This is a genomic window from Hanstruepera flava, assembly GCF_023634025.1.
Taxonomy (GTDB): domain Bacteria; phylum Bacteroidota; class Bacteroidia; order Flavobacteriales; family Flavobacteriaceae; genus Hanstruepera; species Hanstruepera flava.
Genome location: NZ_JALJCW010000004.1, coordinates 78670 through 100994 on the forward strand (window position 1 = coordinate 78670; position 22325 = coordinate 100994).

Sequence of the window (22325 nt, forward strand, 5' to 3'; positions counted from 1 at the left end):
GGATAACAAGCATTGAAATTACCACCAAACCACAAATAAACGTTCCAATTCACCATCGGGATGCCGTATCCAAATCAATGGTGATCGTTGTGCATCAAGTAAGTTCTGTAATTCCAATTGAAATAGGGCATAGGGTAGCCAACTCACCGTATGGTGTGCCATAATCAACCAATCCAATTTTTGGGGAATATAAAAATGACAATCGGTATAGGCATCCAAATCAGATGGACGTAGAAACGTTCCCATCACAGCATGTGCATTCAATTGTTTAAAGGTTGGAGCTACTTGTAAAGACTTGGGTACAAACAATTGTGCCAAAAACAACACCTGTTGGTCAATGGACGCTGAATCCAATCCGTGGCGTTCTAAATAGGGCTGTGTTTCTGGAGCGTGTAGCAAGGGTAGTTGCTTGTTGGTGAGTTTATCCAGCTTATAGACCAGACTATCTTTTTGGTTAGGTCCAATCCAATGATCCAGTTCGGTGCTGCCAATATGAGGATCATACAAGTAGAATTTATATATAATTTCTAGATGAATAGTCTTATGTTTGTTTACTATTAGCGCGTCTAATTCACCAATAGTTTGGTTGTTATGCTGAATTTGAAGATTTTCAGCCAAGAGTGTTACATTTGGATTCTGTTTTAAATTGTGAAACACAAAATGTTCAACGCGTTTACCTAAACGTTTTGGTAAATTCTGCGCATCTATATATAATGGATTTGAGACATTTTCTTCTTTAAATTGATTTAAGCCCAACACAGTATCCGCAAACCACAAGTTTGGTGTTTTACAATACCCATAATACTGTTGCTTTATAATTTGTGTATTTGAAATTTTATTAACCATAACACCAAATAGGAGAATCTAAACGTATATATATATATTGCTTTAAGGTAGCAAGGCTATATTCTAAATATTTCTATTTTACATAATATAAATTATAGTACATTTATATATTAAACGAAATGGCGAATACTTTAGTATTTATCGTTCATGATTATGTCAAAGTAATTCTACTTTTTCTGTTCTTACAAAAATCGCGTATTCGATAAAATATCCACAATGAATGCTTTTACGCAATTCTCATGCATCAGCATTTCTTCAAAAATCAAAACATTAATGCCTCGAAATCGGTATCGTCAAAAAACTATCTGCATACCATTTTATCTCTAAAGGTCCTCCAGCATCTTGAATAGTTTCATCACTCACAGCTTTTCCGGTTCCGTAGTTTATTTGAGAAAACGGATGCTTAATACCATTAATAACAACAACTATACGACTTCCTTTTTTTAGTTTCTTACTGGTCATTCTAAAATTTCTAATGGGTATAGCAGTCTTTTCATTTGGAGTCAGCAAGTTTCTGTGTTCCATATCTTGAGACATACTGGCTCTGGTTGTAAATGGCAACGTCAAACTAAAGAATGTACCATCTGTGGTTTGCTCATAGAGTAACACATGACAATCAAAATCCTTTTTATTGATAGACACGTTTAAAACGCCTCGTATGACTCCAGTTATTTCCACATCTTCATCAAAGGGTTCTGTAGCAAACGAAAACCCTTGACCAACCGTTAGGGTTTCCGATACAATGCTACGATCGCCACTTAAATTCCATGAGAATTGACTGCGGTCAGACATATCAATGGTTTGTTCTAAATAATTGGTGGCATCAGCACTTTCGGATAAACTAAAGTGTTCGTTTACGCCCAGATTTCCAGTATCAAAGGTTGAATTAAACGCCACTCCAGAACGTTGCTTACTAAAATATACCTGCAACGAGTCCGTAGCCATGTTATCCAGTGATGGTGCATGTTTCCAGGTATTGGCACCCATCACTTGGCAATTGATTTTATCTTGTAACAATGAGGGTTTTTGGGTACCTTTAAAAATGTAATCAAACCATTCAAAGATGATAGCTTTTATATCTATCTGCGCTACGGGATCAATATCATAACCCAGAATATGCTTTTCAGGATGTTCTTGCGCCCCGAAATGTGAATAAGGTCCAATCAAAAGATAATGCTCGGCATTAGGATTATATTGATAATGTGATTTTAAATAGTGCATCGTCCCAAACTGCCCACCATCATAATACCCTGTAGTACTCAAAATAGAGATATCAATTTTAGAAAAATCCGCCTGGTTATAGAGTGTCATGCGTTTCCAATAACTATCAAATGTTGGATGCTCCAGTGTCTTATTAAATCCCGGATTGGGCACGCCATCCAAACTATCCAATTGTTTATACGCCACGCCTTTTTGATACCAATCAACATACAAATCATTCCAGCGTTTACCATTATAATACGACACAGTATCCAGGGTTTTGTTATTCGTCACATAATGCCACCACGGATAATGAAAGTTAAAATAAACCCCATTTTCCATAGGTTCTGCAATACCTGGAGCCGCAGCAACCGATGGCACAATCGTTTTCAAGGCCGGATGTACAGCTTCCTTCATGGAAGCCCATTGTACAAAACCAGCGTAACTACCACCATACATCCCCACTTCAGCATTGCTCCACGACTGCTTGGCAATCCAATCAATAACATCGTACACATCTTGACCTTCATACTCATAAGGCGTTATCTCGTTCGGACTTAAATATTTCCCACGGGTGTACGACACCACACCTACATAGCCTTTATCGGCTGCTTCATAAGCCCTGTTTATGTCCTCTGCTCGCGTGTATATGGTATGAAATAGTATAGCTGGCTGTGGTTTTGTTTCCGCTTTGCTCCTAACAACTATGGCAGAAACTTTTGCACCATCCCTGGTGGTGATTAACACAGAATCCTGCACCAAATACGCCTTACCATCTCTACTCACGGTTCTGGGCTCTTGCTGATCTTCTGGTATCGAGTTACAGGAAACCAACCCGACTAACAGTAGAATAAATGCGACTTTTAATAATTTAAATGCTGTCATGGTTATGGATTGGTTTTATTTTGAATACTCGATTAACTCTTCAGTATAAGAAAAACCATCTTGCACTTGGGTCATTCTTATAAAGTTCTTGACTTCTGGAGCATACACCCATACTTCATCCGTTTGGGCACTATAGCCTCTTGAATTGGAAACAGTTCCCTTGTATTCTATGGTGTAAGCCATAAACGTCCCTGCTCCCACGGTTTCTTCTTTATAAGATAGCACGACTACGTCCTGACTTTGTTTTCCGGTAGTACCATCTTGACTGGTCCAGTCCTTTTCATAGGTCCATGTTTTACCCACTTCCAAAGGCCATTTGTAGCGTGGTGTGGTGCTCGTTTCGGGCTTTACAATGTCAGATACCATTACGGTATCGGTGCCTACGGTCATGCCCAATGCGCCATTTACATCAATAATGTATCTGGTGTCGGTTCCATCCGACCGTACTTCGCCTTCGTCAGTAACGCCTTTGTATTTCCACACCCACTTCTCGCCTAGCGAATAATCAGTCAATACGGGTTGTTTAGCCATGGTTGTTTCGGGATTGCTCTTGCAAAACGATAAAAATAATAAAGCAAAAGTTACTGTAATCTTTGCCATGTAATGTTGAACGATAAAAGGTTTCATAATTCTAGTTTTTAATGATTAATGACACAAAGTAAAGGCCATTAATCGTGTCAAAAAACAAAAAGTACAGGAGCGTAACATAACGGCATTAAACGTCAATAATTGGGGTGTTTCATCCTTACAGACTATTCCAATTCCGAAACTTAACCGACTGACGACTAGAAACATATATCGTTTCGCCCGATGTCAGTTTAATTTGCAACCTGTTATTAAAATGCGGATGAATCTCTTGTATGTAATGGGTATTGATTATCTGACTTCTATTCGCTCTAAAGAACACCGTAGGATCCAGTTTTTCCTCCAGAAGATTTAACGAGCGCTTAATCATGGCCTTCTGCTCGCCAAAATACAAGCGCACATAATTCTCCATAGATTCTATATACCGAATGTCAGCCAGCGGAATAAAATAACACGCCTCACCATCCTTAATAAATATCTTGCGGTGCATGGGCAACACATCGGGTGTCGCCTGACGTTTCTTGAGCAGTTCCTGTTTTACCTTCGCTATGGTTTTGGCAAAACGCTCTTCACGCAAGGGTTTAACTAAATAATCCAACGCGTTCAACTCAAAGGCTTTAACAGCATACTGGTCATAGGCCGTGGTAAACACCACCTCTGGCACCGTACCCAGCTCCTCCAATAAATCAAAACCAGACTTTTCAGGCATGTGAATGTCCAGAAAAATAATATCGGGCGCTTCGGTTTCTATCAGTTTTATAGCCTCATCCACATGCGAAGCTTCCCCTACTACATAAAATTCCTGGTGTGGCTTTAAAGCACGCTTTACCTCTTCTCTGGCCAAACGCTCATCGTCTATAATTAGGGTTTTAAATGTCTTCATGGGTTTTTAATGGTAAAATGAGCTGCGCCTCTATGGTATGGTCATCCAAAGCCTTTAAGGTGCAGGCTGCTGTAGTTTTATATTGCAAGGCAAGGCGTTCTTTTAAATTCTTAAGCCCTACCCCTTTCGTGTTTGTTGCTGTCAGCTTTCCAGGGTTTTGTACACTAATGAGTAGTTTGTCATCACGCTGACTAATCACCAAGCGCACAATCCCACCTCTAACCGACTTATCAATACCGTGTTTAATGGCATTCTCTACCAGTAATTGAATACTTAAGGTCGGTATTTTAACAAGCTCCAAACTAGGGTCTAATGTAATGTCTAAAGATAAGCGTTCTTCAAAACGCAGTTTCTCCAATTCTATATAATCGCTCACCAAGGCCAACTCGTCCTTAACCGGTATTAATTCGGCATTGGTTTCATAGAGCGACGAGCGTAATAAATCTGACAACAAATCTATAGCCCGTCTGGCTTTACTGGGGTTCTCCTCTATTAAGGACTTAATGGAGTTTAATGAATTAAACAAGAAATGCGGATTCAATTGCGCCGAAAGATTATCCAGCTGTATCTGTTTGGTCAATATAGATAGTTGGGCATTTTCTTGGGCCGTTGCCACCTCCTTTTGGTAATAATGGTACAGGTGGTAGGCCAGAATCCAGATAGACATCAAACGTAAACCTGTAAGCAATATAGGATCCCAATACACCAGGGCTTGCCCCAAATCTTTGTCTTCGCCGGCAATGGCAGTCCAATACACGTACCATTTTATATTGTTTAGCAACACATACAACATGGCCAGAACAAGAATGCTGGGCACCACACGATACAGCAAACGCTTCAGCGGCAGTTGGTTCCACTGTCTATGTAAGGCAAACCGTCTGTATCCATGCGTTAAAAAGATACCAATGGCAATATCCAGCACGTAGTTTATAAGCGTGTAAAACGCCCCATAGTTATCACGTGTATACACCGTATAGGCCCAATAGATAGACACTAGGCTCCATCCCAGGAGCTGGCAGGTCCAATACAACGATAGTTTAGTCTTATTGTTATTTAGGGTGTTGCTAGTAGCCATGATGTAACAAAGCAACAAAATACTTTTTAATACTAAAAATAAAAGTACAGGGACGTCAGTTTTCAGGTATAAGCGTTAGCAGAAGAATATAACGACATACCCCACATAATCATAATTGTCACCCTGAACTTGGTTCAGGGTCTGGTTCAACAAAGGCTTGCTCAATGTGACAAATATAGATTCTTCGCTTTGCTCTGAATGACAAAAGAATAGATGCTGAAATCGAAGATTCAACGTAGTTAAATAAGTTCAGCATGACAATAACTATTACATCTTATTCAGTTTAATACTTAAAAACTCATCACTACTTTCGGTTTGTATTTCCAGCCAAACAGGCAAATGGTCACTTATTTGGTTACGTTTCCAATAGGCATTAAAATACGACTGGAATTTGGCATCTGATGTGAGCGTGCTAGGATCGTCCTTATGTTCCAACATAAGGTGGTGATACTGGGCAATTTCAGTGGGTGTGTTTTGGTATACATATTCAAACAGGTTGAATACCCCACCCTTTTCGGTGCCGTTCTCGTCGGTAGCTATTTTAAAGTAGTCGTCTACATTGAGAAAGATACGGTCGTAAATCTGGTTCAAACTGGTATTGGTGAACTTGCCTATGAGTCCGTTACTTTCTTCAAATTGGGTATCGGTAATAATTTTTACAATATCGGTATCGTCTTCATAGAGGTTGGTATCGCCCAAGATAATCATGTTACGGTATTCGGTTTCGGGCACTTTAAGCTTTTTCTTAAGCACCTCGATAAGCAGGCGTACTTCTTCCTTACGGATAGCCTTATCGTTGGTGCCATCTCCCGGATGGAGATGCACACTAACAATGGAGAACTTACGCCAACCACTCTCAAAACCTGTAAAGATGGGCGTACGCTTTAACTGACTGACTATAGGGTTGTTTTGAATAAGCTCTGGAGAGATGACAATTTCGCCCGACAGCCCTGAATGGGTAACGCGACGGGAATCGTAAATAAAGCCAAAGCGCTCGTCGTTACCCGCGTTACCTTCGGTGGTATCGGTTAGGGTGTGTTTCCAATGGCTACCTAACAGGCGTAGTACTTTTTTAAAGTCGCTTAAGTTGGTATTCACTTCTTGTACAGCCACAATATCGAACGCATTAATAATCTCTGCAATGTAATAGAGGGACTCTGCCGTCCTGTCCTTTAATGTGCCAAAGTTTTTAATGTTCCACGAACAAAGGAGCAAATTGGTATCGACGGTTTTGGGTGGAATCTTTTCCTTGAGTCCTGCGCGTAGTTTTAGGAGGTTGGAAAGGGTTCGTTTTTTGTCGGCTTGGGTGAGCATGCGCTTGTAATTGTTTTCTTCATCTAACATGATGAGCGCATAGCGATCTGTTTTGAGCTCGTTGTCTGGGCGTAAATCGTTGTACCACATAGTATTTAGTTTTTAGGTTACGAAACTATTTTGGCCATAACCCACAATATGGGTATAGCTTTACGCTATTAACATTGCTATGTAGGGAACTACACTACTGGATTGTAGTGTTTGTATAAAGGTAGGGATTTTTTTAAGAACTCCTGCTCTTAAGTTTATAATGCCTTTATCTGTTAATATGTATTTAAAATTAATAAATAAACCTGCTTTGCTAATACTAACAAAACAGGTTTTACGCAGCGTGCTATTAATTAATTTATTGGCCAGGGTTAGTGATTACTACAAATTTTTTAATCCCATAATATGAGTAGTAACCAATAACGTATTGGTATCAATAATAGCAAATTGCAATTTTTGTGGGCGTTTAGATCGCATATTGAGTGTTAAATATGTAGTATCTATGGCTTCAATTTGTGCTTTGTCTGCACTGTCTATATATTCTACAAGCAGATGTTTTTGTTTCGGTAAGGCCACTTTTAACTGCCCTGTATTTGTGATATGACCTTTAAGGCCTTCAAAATCTTCTTTATGGGATTGAACGGGTTTTAGTTGAGATTTAGCCCAAGTAAAATACCAATCTGCCAATGCACCAATATCTATGGCGTTATCTGTGGTATGTATGCTTAAAACCACATTATGGAAGAGCCCTATATAGTGGCCATTACCCGGACTATTGGCCATTAGAGCATGCTGTGCCGATGTACCATCTAGTGCTTCAAAAGGAAGTTGTTCCCGTTCTGAAAGAGATGCCATACTTAAAAAGCGATTTACACTAATGGCATTGTTATTATTACTTACATAAAGCTTTATCATTACAGATGCTTTTCCGTTTTGAAGCATCTGTATTTTTAAAACCTCGTCTTCACCAGGTACAAGCTCTTGATAACTGGATGTCCACGATGCACCAAATGCTGAAAACTTTAGCGGGTCTTGCCATGTTCCTGAAACTTTATTATTAAAGGAGTCTGACAGTTTTTTTGCATTGTAAGCAATACGTTTTTTAAGTGTTTTAATGTGCGGAAACATACTTAGGCTTTTAACACTTTTAATGGCATTTACATTAGTAATGCCTGTGTAATAGCTTACATTGGCGGCACTTCCACGTGGTACTCTTGGCGGATTGGGATATACAGCATCTGTAGCACTAGCGATATATTGCTGTATAAATTCGTTGCCCGTGTGTGGTCCTGCACAGGAATCTGCGATACCATAGGTTAGATTAAAACGAATAAAAGCGTGATTACCAAAGGCCGTACGGTTAGCATCCTGTTGATTAACAACGGGCTGTGTGTTACTCGATCCATAAAACGGGTTATTACACTGCCCTCTACCTATTAAATTGGTTTGAGCGAGATATCCAAAGGGATTCATATAACAATAAGCAATGGCATTATAGTTATAGCCATAAAGCCAGTATTGGGCTATTGCGGCTTCGTCATAACAGTTTAATATGGAGTTGGGTAAGTTATTATGAGCATGTATAAACGCTTGCCAGTGTAAGGTGATATTGTTCCAAGAATTTATAGTAACAAAATGCGGTGCCCCATGCCATATATCATAACGTGGTGCCACATAATTAAAGGCACTATTAATGATGGTTGCTGCCGATACTACACCAACCACAATATTTCCAGAGCCATCAATTTTTGGAAAGCGTGCCTCTAAATTGGCTTTGGCCATTACCCGTAATCCTTCTACAGGAATACCTTTGCGATAAAGATTTGGCATATCATTATTTAGAGCCACCCAATACAGTTCTATGGCTGTATCGCCTATGGCTATTGTTGTATTGTCGGTTTGATTGTATAGCTGCCACTGAATTAAATCGTCCTCTAAATATGCAAATACATGAGGTGAGGCATTACGCTTGATGGGTACTGTTTTGGATGTGGTTAAAGCACCTTCAAATAACACAACACCATTACTGCTTAAACCTTGTATTGTATAATTTTTTTGGTTTGGTGACCATTCTGAAAGTGATAAATGAAATTGTATGTCTTGGTCCGTTTTAATTTGAAATGCCACCGGGATAGGGTCTTGCTGTAGGACTAAATTTGGATACCGTTCTAGCAACTTGTTTTGTTCTGTAAGCAATAGATTGTTAAGGGGTGTAAGGTTTTCTATATAAATATTAGAAGTGTTCTTTTTTTCTGGTTTTGAAAGGGTTTGTGTTGTCATGATTTAAAGTATTTAGACAATAAAAAGGGAGTAAATATCCTCCCTTTTTCATGCATGTGTTATTAAGTAATATCAACATCAAATGTGCCTGTAATATCAGGTCCGGCATTGCTACCTTGTTTTGATGTAAACGTAACGGTTACAGTTGCTTTTCCTGCTTTTGGAGAAGCTGGTTTGGTATATTTTACATTAACAATATCTTTACTAGATCCACTTGTAAAAGATAGAGTGCTTTTAGCAGAACCTGTAACTGTTGGAGTCCCTTTTATACCTGTTATTGTATATCCTGTACCATTTTCAATAGTTGCTGTTGTTGGTTGTGTGGCAGAGCCACCTGAAGCATTTTTATCAATTGATACGGTAAATGGACTAAACGAGGCCGTTGGATTTAAGGTTGTATATACCAATGGTGTTGCTACAGCTAATTCCCATTTAGGACTTGCCGAAGTACCTTTATTAAAGTATATGCCTATAGCTGTAGGCTCGCTTATTGGCGTTGGTGCAAACGATACAATGTTGCTTTGTATTTGTGCATTGGCTACAGGTGCACCAGGAGTATTGTCATCTGGACCTAACCAAGCCACTTTAACACTATCCTTCTTGCCCTTATTATTTAGATAAGCACCAAGAATAGCATAGGTTTTGTTAAGTGATAATTGTGAAGGCGCCGATGCTTCACTGGCATCACCTAGTTCTTGAACAGCTGTAATAATTGGTGACCCCAACACTAAGGCTTGCAAATAGTCTACAAACTCCAGAAACTCTTGGTCTTTTGTAACAGACTCTAGGTCGCCTGCATAATTCTTTATAAACTTTGGCGTAACAAACATGTAAGTATCCTTATGCATGGTTAAAGATGTTGATGTAGAAGATTCTTTGAAACAAGGTCCGATACTAAATGTTTGTTTGTTAACCTTTGTATCGCAATACACTACCATGGCACTTATTATAGGCATTCCCAATAGGTATTCACATATAAATATTATGTTAGCTATTTTGCTTTCATCAGAGCTAACGCTACCTCCTATTTTTAGTCCTTCACTACCCATAGATGCAATCATAGCTTCTGCAAAGGACAATTCGCCCGCACCAGTTGCTAGTCCTAAAAGCCCTTCAATAAGCTCTTTGCTGAATGTAGCACCAAATGAAGTGGTGGTATGCTCTATATCTTCCTCGGTTACGTGTATAAACAATCCCGATCCATCTATAACATTTTGTAAAGCATTGTAATTATATAGGGAATAAGGCTTTTTTGTCTTGGGGTTAATCGTTGTACTAATTGCTTTGGTCATGGCTGCAAAAAACACAGCAACTTCTGAAAATACATCACGAACTTGATCGGGCACTTGTCCTCCATTTAATTCTGTAGAAGCCAACATAATGTTACCTGTTTCATTAAATATATAGCTTTTAACAGCTTGGATGTTGTAGGGGTTTGGGGGTGGGATTTGTAACTTTACAGTTTTAGAATCTGACATAAATTTTTGGTTTTATTGATTAATAGATACTATTTAAATGCGTTTTTTTAAGGCGTAAAGGTGTAAACATCTTTGGAAAATGAAAGTGTTGTTGATGTTGAGGATTCTTTTAAACAGGGCCCAATCTGGAATGTTTGTTTGTTAGCCATAGGATCGCAATACACTACAATGGCACTTATGATTGGTGCACCCAATAAATATTCACAAACAAAAAAGATGTTTCCGACGGCTTTTTGATAGTTGGCGGCCTCTCCCATTAACTTAAGACCTTCATTGCGTATATTAGTAGCCATAGCCTCTGCAAAAGGTAATGCCGATGCATTAGCTGATATACCCAATGCACGATTAATTAAATCGCAGCTATAGTTGTTTCCAAATGCGGTTGAAACATATTTAATGTCTTCGTGGGTTACTTTTATAAACTTTTTAGAAGCATTGATATAATTATCTATGGCCTCGTAGTTATAAATAGAATATGGTTTATTGGTATGGGGATTGGTTTCATTTGAAATATCTGTAATTAATTTGGTATAAAATGTTGCCACTTTCTTAAAAAGTTCGTTTACGGAAGCTGGAAAGTTGTCTGACTCTTGCCCAGACCACATTATCATTATATTTCCCGTTTCATTAAAAACAAAGTATTTCTCTGCTGGTTTCATAGTTGCTAATCCGTCATTACCTAAATTCATGATGTATTAATTTTAAAATTTATATTGATTTTTGGATACAACTTATTAAGGTGTTACCTATTTAAATTGTTTGTATAAAATTCATCAATAGAAAAGGAAGGTTCGCCGCAATTATTACTAAACCCAAATCGGTTTGATACTAAATTTCAGTAAAATGTTACTGACTTAAGAAGTGAAGTTTTTTATTTTTTCTTTTAGAAGTGAAATAATTTCTTCTTTGTCTTTAATGATTATTTCATACTTCTCAATTAGGGCGTCTTTACTTGTGATTTTTGTAGATCGCTCGCTGTTATTTACGGAAGACAACCCGTTAGGTGTTACCGTATCCAAATCTTTAATAATATCGTATAGATTAAAGCTTAAAAGTTTACTTAAAGCTAATAACTGATCAATGGATAGTTTTGTTTTACAGCTTTCAAAATTAGAATACTTTTTTTGAGAGATACCTAAAGAGTCTGCAACTTCTTGTTGTGAAAAACGTTTTGACTCTCTAATTTTCTTTATCAGGTATCCTAAATTCATCGTTGCCACTTATTTCAAACAGAAGATTTATGTGACATATTTTTATCACAAAATCTTTAGTTACCTACTTCTTATTTGTATGTAACTTATTAAATAAACAACAGATAAATTTATAAAGTTGTTCTCCCTCAAAAACAACATTCTAAAATTATTAGAATTTGCTTAAAAAAAAAATACGTACATGTACGTATTTTTAGATGCTGAAACTCCCGACGCTAAGGGCCGGGACAGCATGACAAAGTTTGTGAGTTACTCGTCCAACAACAAGTTTAAGGTTGCGGTAATATTATCGCGGGTAGCCTTACTAAATGGGCAGGTTTCATGGGCTTTGGCCACCAGATCCTCACCGGTTTCCAGATCCACACCAGGGATATAGCAGTCTAACGTGGCTTCCAAGAAAAAGCCGTCTTCATCTTTACAGAACCCAATAATGGCTGTGACACTTAAGGCTTCATCATCAATATCCAGGTCTTGCTGTTGGGCTATTGCTTGCAGGGCACCACCAAAACAGGCGGCATAGGCTGCACCAAACAATTGTTCAGGATTGGCTCCGTTACCGCCATCGCCTCCCATAGATTTTGGTACAGACAAGTTAAAATCAATAGGACTGTTTTTTGATTTTACGTGGCCTTTTCGCCCTCCAACCGCTGTTGTGGTTGCTTCATATAATGTTTTCATGTGATTTTAATTTTAAGGTTATAAGCTAAAGATAATAAGCTCTGTTTTGTTAGTAAAAGGATTTGTCATAAAGTTGTCTTAAATTGGGAAGTTGTTGTCACGCTCTCTCGACCCAAAAAGAACTTAAAGGTTTCTTACTAGAACATTCCTAACGACTAGATTTAGTAGGTCGTTTTCTTCCTGCTTCGCAGGGATTGAGTTTTGGTTCTCGATACATTCCGACATTACGGTCGGAATACTCGAAGTGACTGTTATTTTCAGCATGACAAACATTTAACAAATAAAAAATGGTGCTTAAACAAACTGCTCAAGCACCATTTTAGGCTTACTAATCAATTAACTATTTCTTCTTCAATCTAATATTTAAAAACTTCTAACAATAACCACCGCATTACTGGCAAAGCAGGTGCCTAAAAATGCTGAACCACCAAACATACTTGGGTTAAAACTCATAACATAAGGCTGGTAGCCCTCTTTAGTTGATGTCCAATAAAATTGGGTTTCATCAAAATTACCCATACCCTGGGCATGTAGATTATTAAAAATGGCTTCCATAGCGCCTTTGCTTGGTACAAACCAATCGTCATATCCAGCATATTCCAAATCCCATACTATTTTAAAAGCATAATCGTCATTACCAAACTCGAGTCCGTTTGGTACATCGCTATTATCGTTTAGGTTGCCATCCACTATTTGTTGGGTGTTTTCGCGACCGGCTCCAATTTCTGCACTATTGGTTAAATCGAAATGATCGCCCCAAGAAGTTTGCCCAATTGTGGAATAATCGGTAGCAACAAATAGTTTACCGTCGGTTTCGTTAACATGGAAAATATAGCCGCCTCCATATTCAATGCCATATAGCGCTTCTATGCCTAGCTCTGCTGTAATATCCAATACCGCTACCCCATTATCCAGATTCTCAACAATGGTGAGATTGGGGTTGTATTGTGCGAGGTCTATAGTAGGTTCTATTTGGCTGTTGTTATCATCGGTTGAGCAGTTGAACAATGCTACTGCCCCAAGCATCAAGAGTAACTTTTTCATGTCATTGATTTTTGGTTTATACCTATATAACAACTCAATATTTAAAAATCCTGAAAAGACTAAGTGTTTTTTACATCTGAATTCCTTTTTGTTCGGCTATGGGCTTCGGAATCTCGGCGTCGTTATCACCAATCATTTGGCGTATGTCTATTTCAATACCACGAGCCATTGTGGTAATCGGTACATCGTTAGCAATACCCTCAAACGGGTTTTCCGATACTTCCCCTATACGTTCCATAGTATGAAATATCCACGAAATAATAATGCTGAAGGGTACCGTAAACCATACAAAGTTCTGGCCTATTAGTTCTATAAGATGGTGGTAACCACCTACCGGATAGGGTTTCCAGCTTTGTGCCAAGGCAACCACTTCCTGCCCTATTTTATCAAACTCATGCATCATACCAAAGGGCAACAGGGCTACAAATATCCAAATGAAAAAACGGTTTAGGGTGGCAAACTGTCTGGGGTACGGAAAGTTTTTTATACGTTCTGCCTGACCTTGTAAGGTGAAGAGTTCTACCATCATCTGTTCCATTTCCAAAAAGGAAAATTCCCAAATATGCTTACTCTCCTTGAGGTCACGCAGTTGCTTGGACTGTAAATTAATACAGGCCGTTTGCTTGTTGGTTTTGCTTAAAATGTACTGTTTGTCTTCTTCGGTAACATAGCCTTCCAGTTCTTCTTCCAGACTGTACCTACGTTCGTTAATTTTAATATTACGCATATACTCCTTATCAGATTTGTTAACGTGTGAAAGCTCCCAGGTCTTGGGTGCGCGTAAAGCATGGCGTAGGGAGGTCATCCAAGCCACATGGCGCATGATAAGTTGTTTTTTAATACGAAACAGTTCTTGATCGGAATAGGTTTTGGTCGCATGCTCGTTGGTAATAAAATCGTTGACCATAATAGCAAACGAGCGTGAGGCATTAACAATACCGCCCCAAATTTTTCGGGCTTCCCATAGCCTACCATAGGAGGCATTGTTCTTAAAAGAAATGATGAAAGCAAGAGCGGTACCTACCAAACCAATGGGTAGCCAGGGCAAATGTAGCCAGTACCATCTAAATACCGAATACAATATTACCGGAATTACCGAAAGAATTACAAAAATAAGGATATAGCGTCTGGTCCATCCCAGCATTTCCCTAACGGAAAAATTTCTACGTGTTAGCATAATGGCATGTTTTTGGTTAGGTTGCTTTTATTTCGTTATGGCCTTTACACAGCCCGATTAATTGGATGAATACTTTCCGTTTATAACCAAGCAATGTCGTATTATATGGGTCACAAGTTTATACTGAACGATGACCCTTTAACAGGTAACCGCAATTATATTCTGGACAAGTTTTAGGGTGGAACCCTACTCTTTAATTCGCCCCACTAAGCGCATGAGACCGGTTATACTCTTATACATAATTGGCTGAATGGTTGTTGTAAACTAGCTCTTTAAAGACTTCATATCAATTACAAAACGGTACTTAACATCGCTTTTCAGCATCCGTTCATAAGCTGTATTGATGTCTTGCATATTGATTACCTCTATATCGGATGTGATGTTATGCTTACCGCAGAAGTCCAATAGCTCTTGGGTTTCTGCAATACCACCAATTAGAGAACCCGCTACGGTTTTACGCCCCATAATCATAGGTACGGTAATTAATGCTGGATCTAAAGGTCCTAAATACCCCAATACCACTAAAGTTCCGTTTGTACTTAAGGTATTGATGTAAGGATTGAAATCATGTGCATAGGGTACGGTATCCAAAATAACATCGAAGCGACCAGCAGCAGCTTCCATTGCCGCAGGATCTGTTGATATAACCACCTCATTTGCACCGAGTTGTTTGGCATCATCTATTTTGTTGGTTGAACGTGAAAATAAGGTGACATGCGCACCCAAAGCTGATGCTAATTTAATAGCCATATGGCCTAAACCACCTAGTCCTACAACAGCTACCTTGCTATCTTTATCTACATTCCAATGGCGTAATGGCGACCATGTGGTAATACCGGCACATAGTACCGGAGCAATACCTGCTTTATCTAGATTATCAGGAACACGCAATACAAAGTCTTGGTCTACCACAATGGTTTCAGAATACCCACCGTGGGTGTTGGTGTCTAAATGTTTGTCGTAACCGCCATAAGTACCAACCCATCCACCTGTACAGTATTGTTCTAAATCGGCCTCACAATTACTACAAGTTCTACACGAATCTACCAAACAACCCACAGCGACCAAGTCGCCTACTTTGTATTTGGAAACCTCACCTCCTACATGGGTAACGCGCCCAACAATTTCGTGTCCTGGAACAACAGGATATTCGGTCATGCCCCAATCGTTTCGGGCAAAGTGCAAATCAGAATGGCAAACGCCACAGTATAGGATATCTATTTCTACGTCCTTTGGCAGAACGGTACGACGGTCTATTTGTAATTGTTTTAAATCAGCTTCTGGAGACTCTGTTCCATAGGCTTTTACGTGTTTAACTGACATGATGATAGTGCTTTAATGGTTTGTAATTAATAACACAGATGTAGGCCGTTTTTAGCATGAGGAACCTAAAGGTAGTGAATATTTAAATACTATTAACCTCCTCTAGATATTTCGTCTGTGTTTTTACCAAACCTTAATTCTGTCTGTTTCTGCTTTATAGTTTTTGTCTCCAGGTTGCACATTAAATGCTTCGTAAAACGGTGTAAAGTTCATTAACGGACCATTAACGCGCCAAATTGGTGGCGAATGTGGATCTGTTGCCACATAATTGCGTAAATATTCGTCTCTGGTTTTAACACGCCAAATACGTGCTATGGATAAAAAGAAGCGTTGGTCTGGAGTATAGCCTCCTATTTTAGTAGTGTCCTGGCCTTGTTCTGTCATTTTAAAAGCATCGTAAGCGATGGCAATTCCTGCATTATCAGCAGTGTTTTCTCCAACGGTTAAGGCGCCTTTTAAGTGTACACTATCGAGTACTGTAAAAGCATTATACTGTTCGACTATTTGTTGGGTTTTAGATTTAAACTTTTTGTAATCAGTTTCGGTCCACCAATTTTTTACGTTACCCTCTTTATCATACTGCGCGCCTTGGTCGTCAAAAGCATGAGTAAACTCATGACCGATTACCATTCCTATACCACCATAATTAACCGCATCATCGGCATATAAATCGAAATATGGTGGTTGCAGAATACCTGCTGGAAATACTATTTCGTTTAATGACGGGTTATAGTATGCCGTAACGGTAGAAGGCGTTGTGCCCCATCTATCGCGATTTGGTGGTTTGTTTAACTGGTTGAGTTCATAATAAAAGGCATCTTTGCGCAATGCCACAACATTTTCAAAAAATTGATTTCTATCGATACTAACATCGTATTGTCGCCATACATCTGGATAACCTATTTTCTTATTGATGGCATACAGTTTGTCGATAGCCTTTACTTTGGTGCTATCGCTCATCCAATCTAAATTTTTAATACGCTGTTCTAATGCTATTTGAAAGTTGTTAACCAAATCTAATGCGCGCTCCTTGGCTTTTTCGTTAAAATAGCGCTTTACATATAATTGTCCCAAAGCAAAACCTATTTGCCCATCTACACGTCGTACCATTTGTTTGGCACGTGATTGTTGCACAGATTGCCCTGATATAACCTTTGAATATGCAAAAGCAGCATCCTGAAAGGGTTGACTTAAAATATTATCATGCGTTGCTATGGAATTGGCTTTTAGATACAATTTCCAATCTTCCAATGAAACTGTTTTAAGCATAGAATCCAGGGTATCATAATAGGCTGGTTGACCAACATCTATAGAATCAACGTCAGCTCCTAATGTGTTTAAAATGGTCTGCCAGTTTATGTTATTATGCTTGTTATCTAAATCTGATACAGCCAATTTGTTATAATTAGCTTTTATATCTCGGCGTTCAATACGTGTTTTATGCGATTCTGCCAATTGTTTTTCTATGTTATAGACAATATGGGCTTGTTCTTGGGGTTGTGTATCTCCAACCAATTGGAACAATGTTGCTAAATAGGTTTTATAGGCTTCTTGAATGGCTTTAACCGAAGCGTCATTTTTAAAATAATAATCACGGTCTGGAAGCCCCAAGCCTGTTTGCACAAAATGAAGTATGGTATTGGAACTGTTTTCTTGATCTGCAGCTATGTAAGGATACAATATGGAATAATCGCCATTAGGTATTTGCGTGGCCACAAAATCCATTAATGCAGCAATATCTGTAATGGCGTCGATTCGATTTAAAATAGGCTGAATAGGTTTTATACCACGCTTGTTAATGCTAACGGTATCCATACCAGAAGCATAAAAATCACCCACCATTTGTTCTACACTGCCCATTTCATGTTTCCCTTGTGATACCTCTTCCAAAATATTTAACAATAGTTTTTGTTGTGGAATATTTAAAAACCTATAAGAACCAACCCCTACCTGATCTTCTGCAATAACGGCCTTATCGTACCAGGTTTTATTTACATGGTTGAAAAAGTCATCCCCTGGTTTTATTGAAGGATCAATACCATCAAAAACAACTGGACTGGGTTTATTGTCGGCAATTTCGGTATCGTTGGATTTATCGGTTTTGCATGCACATAGTGTAAGCATGAAAAGAAAAATATAAATGCTGTTTTTCATGAGCTTTGTTATTTGAAATTAATGGCTATACTACTAATTAAGCAATGCCTATATAAAAGTATTATTTGACCAATACAATAGAAAACTTAATAATACCAGCATCGGTATCGGTACGTTGCAACTGACCATTTTTGTAATGATAGGTACTTTTGTGACCATTGCTAGTTGTTTTTACATACGTATTGTCCTTAATTTTTTTTATGGTATGAAATGTACCATGTTCTTCTGAATAGATTCTGCTTAAACCAACAGGTTCTTCAAAAAGCAATTGTACGATACTATGGTTAATACTTGTTTCTGGAATGTGTCGTTGTAGCTCATTATCTGAATAAAAGTTATAACCTGTATTGGTTACAATAGTTTTAGTATTGGTTTTTGGGTTTCCTTTTACGGTTATATTAGCTTTAGCTTCACGTAAATTACCATCATTAAAGGACACATAATAGCCATAAACAATGTCTATAGCAACGACTAAATGATATTTTATTTTCGTGTCACTTTCATAGATTGTAATATCACCATTGGTAGTTTTTGAAGCATCTAAAGTACCTAGGGACTTACCATCATGAATAATGTTGAAATGTTTAGTTTCGGTTTGTCCAATTACTATTTGAACACATAGAAGGACAATAATTAGAAATACTCTTTTCATAAACACTAATGTACAAACAATTTTAGGAACCTAAATGATTAATTAACTTCTAGTTTATAACCTACGCCATGTACATTAGTTAATTTAATGCTTTTATCGTCTTTAAGTTTTTTACGCAATTTAGAAATGTAGGTATCCAAACTGCGTCCTACAAAAACGCCATTATCTTCCCATACCGCTTTGGTAAGCTCATCACGCTTGATAATTTCGTTAGGACGCTCAACAAACATGGCCAATATTTCACACTCCTTTTTAGAGAGGCTTATTTCTGTGGCTTGCTTTACCAACTTGTTTTGTTCAGGATAAAAATAGAAACTGCCAATGGTTATATGGTTATTATTTTCAACAGTTTCTACTGTTTTAGACCTTCCTTTAATAAAACCTAAAGCTATAAGTACAAACCCTAAAATAAGCAAGAAGTACCACCAAATTGTATTATTACTTAATTCTTCTGGATTACCCGTAAAGCGAACCGTTATGGTGTAGCAGTTTTTGGGTAGATCCCGAGTGCCACAGGGTATAATATCGGTATCCACACTTTTTTTCATGTCAAAACTATAGGCGACTTCTTGGTCTACACATTGTAAAACCTCTGTTAGATATTCATCAGGAAGTTGGGCTTTTTTAATGCTCCTATCTAAAATATCAACTAAACTATCGGGTTCAATAATCAAGGACTTTTCAAACGACAGTTCATATTTTAACGGTTGCAGTTCCTTAATGGGCAATACTACCGATGTTGAATCTTGATGATTTAATAATAATTGATTACCTGCATCGCGTAATGCCAATTTTACTTTTTCAGAAAATGTTACTGGATTTGTTTCAAGGCTTGATAAATTGTAAACCGATAAAACAATGGCAATCAAGCCTATACTAATATAAATACCTTTTTTACTCATAACACTGGTAAATTACAGACAATTATAGGACTTTTTACAACTCTTGACACTTCTTTTACATTTTTTTGACACTTTAAACACTTGTTACAGCTAGTTTTACGAATGAATTTAAAAATAGTAATATTATGAACAAATATCTTTTTATTCTCGTACTTGTACTTGTAACTAGTTGTACAACCAAAACCGAAAAGCTCGAAGAGCTTGCAATAGTAGTAAAACATACCGACGATATTAGCGCAGAAAACAATCCGCTTTTGTATTCTGTTTTCAATAAGCCTGACTTTGAAAATGAATTATACGCCGTGAAATTCACTACACTTTCCCATGGTAATGATTTACATGATTTAATTATAGATATGCGATTGAAAACTGGTGGCCATTTTGTATCACCTAACGCAAAAAGGGACTTTAAAGGTAAATTCACTGTGGTAATAGATAAGAACTCTGATTTTAATTTAGTAGGGAATCTTATTGAGTCGCCACTTTCTGTAGAAGAAATCGATTTACATCCATTTATAAATGGTACAGTAAATTGGGTAAGAGAAAACACAACATATACCCAACAAATACGATTAAACAATAGCGATGCTTTTGAGGTTATGGGCTATATTCAATTTACTATTGAGCCTGCCTGCACGTTAGAAAAAGTACCATTTGTTATCAAACAAGTTGATGATGCTTTACAATTTGAATTTTTTGGATGTTAATTTCTAAATCTACCATAGAAAAACTGAAGATTAACATGAAGAGACTTACTGTATTAATTATCACATTAAACCTACTTGTTATGGGCTCTTCCTGTAGTCAAGAGACAACGAGTGCCCCATCGACAGATGATAAAGCCCATAAAATAGATTCATTAATTAGCTTGTATGCCGATTATGAAGGCTTTAATGGATCTGTTCTGGTTGCTCATGAAGGTAAGGTTATTTTAAAAAAAGGGTATGGTTTTGCGAACAAGGAATGGGATATTCCCAATGCTGCTGATACCAAGTTTCAAATAGCATCGGTTACAAAGCCATTTACGTCGTTTTTAATAATGCAGTTGGCGTCTGAGGGCTCGATAGATCTGCATGAACCTATTTCAACCTACTTGCCGTTATATCCCAATACAAGTGGCGATAGTATAACTGTTCATCACCTTCTTACTCATTCATCTGGTTTATCAAGAAGTTTTACTAGCACCCAGCAAGGGAATAACCCTAAAGAAATGATGGTTGATATTGCAACTATGCCATTAGAATTTGCTGCAGGTGAAGCGTTTAAATATAGCAATTCAGGCTATAATCTTTTAGGCTATTTAATAGAAACCCAAACAGGCATGTCCTATGAAGACGCATTAGAAGACCGAATTTTTGAACCACTTGGTATGAAAAACTCTGGACTATTCCATAATAGAACTATTATTAAACAAATGGCATCGGGTTACTATAAAGGTTTTGGAGATTACTTTAATATTGAGCGGAATTATAAATCTTTGGCTTATGCTTCAGGAGGTATTTATTCAACAGTTGAGGATCTTTATATATTTAATCAAGCCCTTAATACTAATAAAATACTACCAAAAGCCTATTGCGATCTAATGAAAAAAGAACATATTGCTGATCCCGGATATGGTGGCTATTATGGTTACGGTTTTGAAGTATTGGAAAAACCTATTGGTAATTCTGAAAAAATGATAGAAACTTATGGGCACAGCGGAGCAATTGATGGTTTTTGTGCATTATACACTATAATTCCCTCTAGTAATTCAACAATTATTTTTTTGAATAACACACGACGTGCCTTTTTAAATACTATGACCACTGCAATTACAGGTATTTTGTATGATGAAACCTATGATTTTCCAAAAATGCCTTTGGCCAAGTTTATGTCTCAAGCTATTGATAACGATGGTATTGAAGCTGGGATTTCATTTTATAAAACGCATCAAGACCATCCGGATTATTATATAAGTGAACAAGAACTTATTGTTGCAGGCTATAAATATTTGCAAGCTGGAAATGCTCAATATGCGGCTGATATATTTAAATTGAGTATAGACGTTTTTCCTGATAAGGATAATCCCTATGACAGTTATGCTGAAGCTTTAATGGCTTTAGGGCGAAACGAAGATGCTATTAAAAACTATAAAAAATCGTTAAAACTAAACCCCAATAACCACAATGCTGAAGCTATGCTTAAAAAGCTACAGAAAGAATAAGTATAATAAAAAAAAGCCACCTTATTTAAGGTGGCTTTTTATCTATTGAACGATTACGCTATAGTACTTCTCTAAAGAAGTCCATCATTTCTTCCTTAAGATCGTAATGCAATTTTATATATGTGCGCATATCTTCGCGTAATGGACGCTGTTCATTAGATAAACGACCATCAATAGTTTCACCAATATCAGCATTATTGATAGCTACCATTTTGTTGCGACAACGATGCAGTAACTTGGAGATGGCATCTTTTTCAATCATAATACGGTTTTGAAACACTTCTAATTTTTTAAGTGCAATTGGATCTTGCTTATATTGAACCACTTCTTCAAGCTTTTCCTGAAAGGTATCCATTTCAGTAAAATGAAATCTTAACTCACGTCTCCAAGTTTCAATATTAAACTTCAAGTCGCTTAAATACATTATTTTTTCTTGCATGATAATAT

At 37.6% G+C, this 22325-nt stretch carries 20 protein-coding genes; 2 read left to right on the forward strand and 18 right to left on the reverse strand.

Annotated features, from left to right (window positions below):
* Window positions 1-18 precede the first annotated feature (18 nt).
* The 17 genes from MTX13_RS12490 to MTX13_RS12570 form a co-directional block, all read right to left on the reverse strand.
* The gene (locus MTX13_RS12490) at window positions 19-846 is read right to left on the reverse strand and encodes a DUF1853 family protein (RefSeq protein WP_250435989.1); all 828 of its coding nucleotides are present in this window, start codon (window positions 844-846) and stop codon (window positions 19-21) included.
* A gap of 270 nt (window positions 847-1116) precedes the next feature.
* Window positions 1117-2931, reverse strand: coding sequence for a CocE/NonD family hydrolase (locus tag MTX13_RS12495; RefSeq protein ID WP_250435998.1), 1815 nt, complete (start codon window positions 2929-2931; stop codon window positions 1117-1119).
* Window positions 2932-2946: 15 nt separating this feature from the next.
* Window positions 2947-3558 carry a hypothetical protein gene (locus MTX13_RS12500; RefSeq protein WP_250436000.1) on the reverse strand — a complete coding sequence of 204 codons (612 nt, stop codon included), beginning with the start codon at window positions 3556-3558 and terminating at the stop codon, window positions 2947-2949.
* 118 nt (window positions 3559-3676) lie between these two features.
* A complete protein-coding gene (locus tag MTX13_RS12505) occupies window positions 3677-4399 on the reverse strand; it encodes a LytR/AlgR family response regulator transcription factor (protein ID WP_250436003.1) in 723 nt (240 codons plus the stop codon).
* On the reverse strand, window positions 4386-5474 hold the full coding sequence (locus MTX13_RS12510) for a sensor histidine kinase (RefSeq protein WP_250436005.1): 1089 nt from the start codon (window positions 5472-5474) through the stop codon (window positions 4386-4388). Before MTX13_RS12510 ends, MTX13_RS12505 begins: the two co-directional genes overlap by 14 nt.
* A 267-nt stretch (window positions 5475-5741) precedes the next feature.
* Window positions 5742-6689, reverse strand: a complete 948-nt coding sequence (locus tag MTX13_RS12515) for an endonuclease/exonuclease/phosphatase family protein (protein ID WP_250436007.1) — start codon at window positions 6687-6689, stop codon at window positions 5742-5744.
* Between the two features lie 468 nt (window positions 6690-7157).
* Window positions 7158-9056 (reverse strand): hypothetical protein, encoded by a 1899-nt coding sequence (locus tag MTX13_RS12520; protein ID WP_250436010.1) that lies wholly within the window; start codon window positions 9054-9056, stop codon window positions 7158-7160.
* Window positions 9057-9118: 62 nt separating this feature from the next.
* Window positions 9119-10534: a hypothetical protein gene (locus tag MTX13_RS12525; RefSeq protein WP_250436012.1), complete on the reverse strand. Its 1416-nt coding sequence runs from the start codon at window positions 10532-10534 to the stop codon at window positions 9119-9121.
* A gap of 47 nt (window positions 10535-10581) precedes the next feature.
* Window positions 10582-11223, reverse strand: coding sequence for a hypothetical protein (locus tag MTX13_RS12530; RefSeq protein WP_250436014.1), 642 nt, complete (start codon window positions 11221-11223; stop codon window positions 10582-10584).
* 165 nt (window positions 11224-11388) lie between these two features.
* Window positions 11389-11745, reverse strand: a complete 357-nt coding sequence (locus MTX13_RS12535; RefSeq protein WP_250436016.1) for a helix-turn-helix domain-containing protein — start codon at window positions 11743-11745, stop codon at window positions 11389-11391.
* Window positions 11746-11994: 249 nt separating this feature from the next.
* Window positions 11995-12423 (reverse strand): organic hydroperoxide resistance protein, encoded by a 429-nt coding sequence (locus MTX13_RS12540; protein ID WP_250436018.1) that lies wholly within the window; start codon window positions 12421-12423, stop codon window positions 11995-11997.
* A gap of 363 nt (window positions 12424-12786) precedes the next feature.
* A complete protein-coding gene (locus MTX13_RS12545) occupies window positions 12787-13467 on the reverse strand; it encodes a hypothetical protein (RefSeq protein ID WP_250436020.1) in 681 nt (226 codons plus the stop codon).
* A 70-nt stretch (window positions 13468-13537) separates the two neighbouring features.
* Window positions 13538-14644: a bestrophin family protein gene (locus tag MTX13_RS12550; RefSeq protein WP_250436028.1), complete on the reverse strand. Its 1107-nt coding sequence runs from the start codon at window positions 14642-14644 to the stop codon at window positions 13538-13540.
* A gap of 264 nt (window positions 14645-14908) precedes the next feature.
* Entirely contained in the window at window positions 14909-15967 is a 1059-nt protein-coding gene (locus MTX13_RS12555; RefSeq protein ID WP_250436038.1) for an NAD(P)-dependent alcohol dehydrogenase, read from the reverse strand.
* Window positions 15968-16090: 123 nt separating this feature from the next.
* Window positions 16091-18091 (reverse strand): M13 family metallopeptidase, encoded by a 2001-nt coding sequence (locus MTX13_RS12560; protein WP_250436040.1) that lies wholly within the window; start codon window positions 18089-18091, stop codon window positions 16091-16093.
* Between the two features lie 91 nt (window positions 18092-18182).
* Window positions 18183-18773, reverse strand: coding sequence for a DUF6134 family protein (locus MTX13_RS12565; protein ID WP_250436042.1), 591 nt, complete (start codon window positions 18771-18773; stop codon window positions 18183-18185).
* A 38-nt stretch (window positions 18774-18811) separates the two neighbouring features.
* Window positions 18812-19675 (reverse strand): winged helix-turn-helix domain-containing protein, encoded by an 864-nt coding sequence (locus MTX13_RS12570; RefSeq protein WP_250436044.1) that lies wholly within the window; start codon window positions 19673-19675, stop codon window positions 18812-18814.
* A gap of 125 nt (window positions 19676-19800) precedes the next feature.
* On the opposite strand from MTX13_RS12570, the gene MTX13_RS12575 reads away from it, so the two are divergent.
* Together MTX13_RS12575 and MTX13_RS12580 are read left to right on the forward strand one after the other, a co-directional pair.
* Window positions 19801-20382: a hypothetical protein gene (locus MTX13_RS12575; protein WP_250436046.1), complete on the forward strand. Its 582-nt coding sequence runs from the start codon at window positions 19801-19803 to the stop codon at window positions 20380-20382.
* A 35-nt stretch (window positions 20383-20417) separates the two neighbouring features.
* Window positions 20418-21878, forward strand: coding sequence for a serine hydrolase (locus MTX13_RS12580; RefSeq protein ID WP_250436048.1), 1461 nt, complete (start codon window positions 20418-20420; stop codon window positions 21876-21878).
* A 58-nt stretch (window positions 21879-21936) separates the two neighbouring features.
* Here MTX13_RS12580 and MTX13_RS12585 read toward each other — a convergent pair whose 3' ends face one another.
* Window positions 21937-22317, reverse strand: coding sequence for a hypothetical protein (locus MTX13_RS12585; protein ID WP_223034423.1), 381 nt, complete (start codon window positions 22315-22317; stop codon window positions 21937-21939).
* Window positions 22318-22325: the final 8 nt, after the last annotated feature.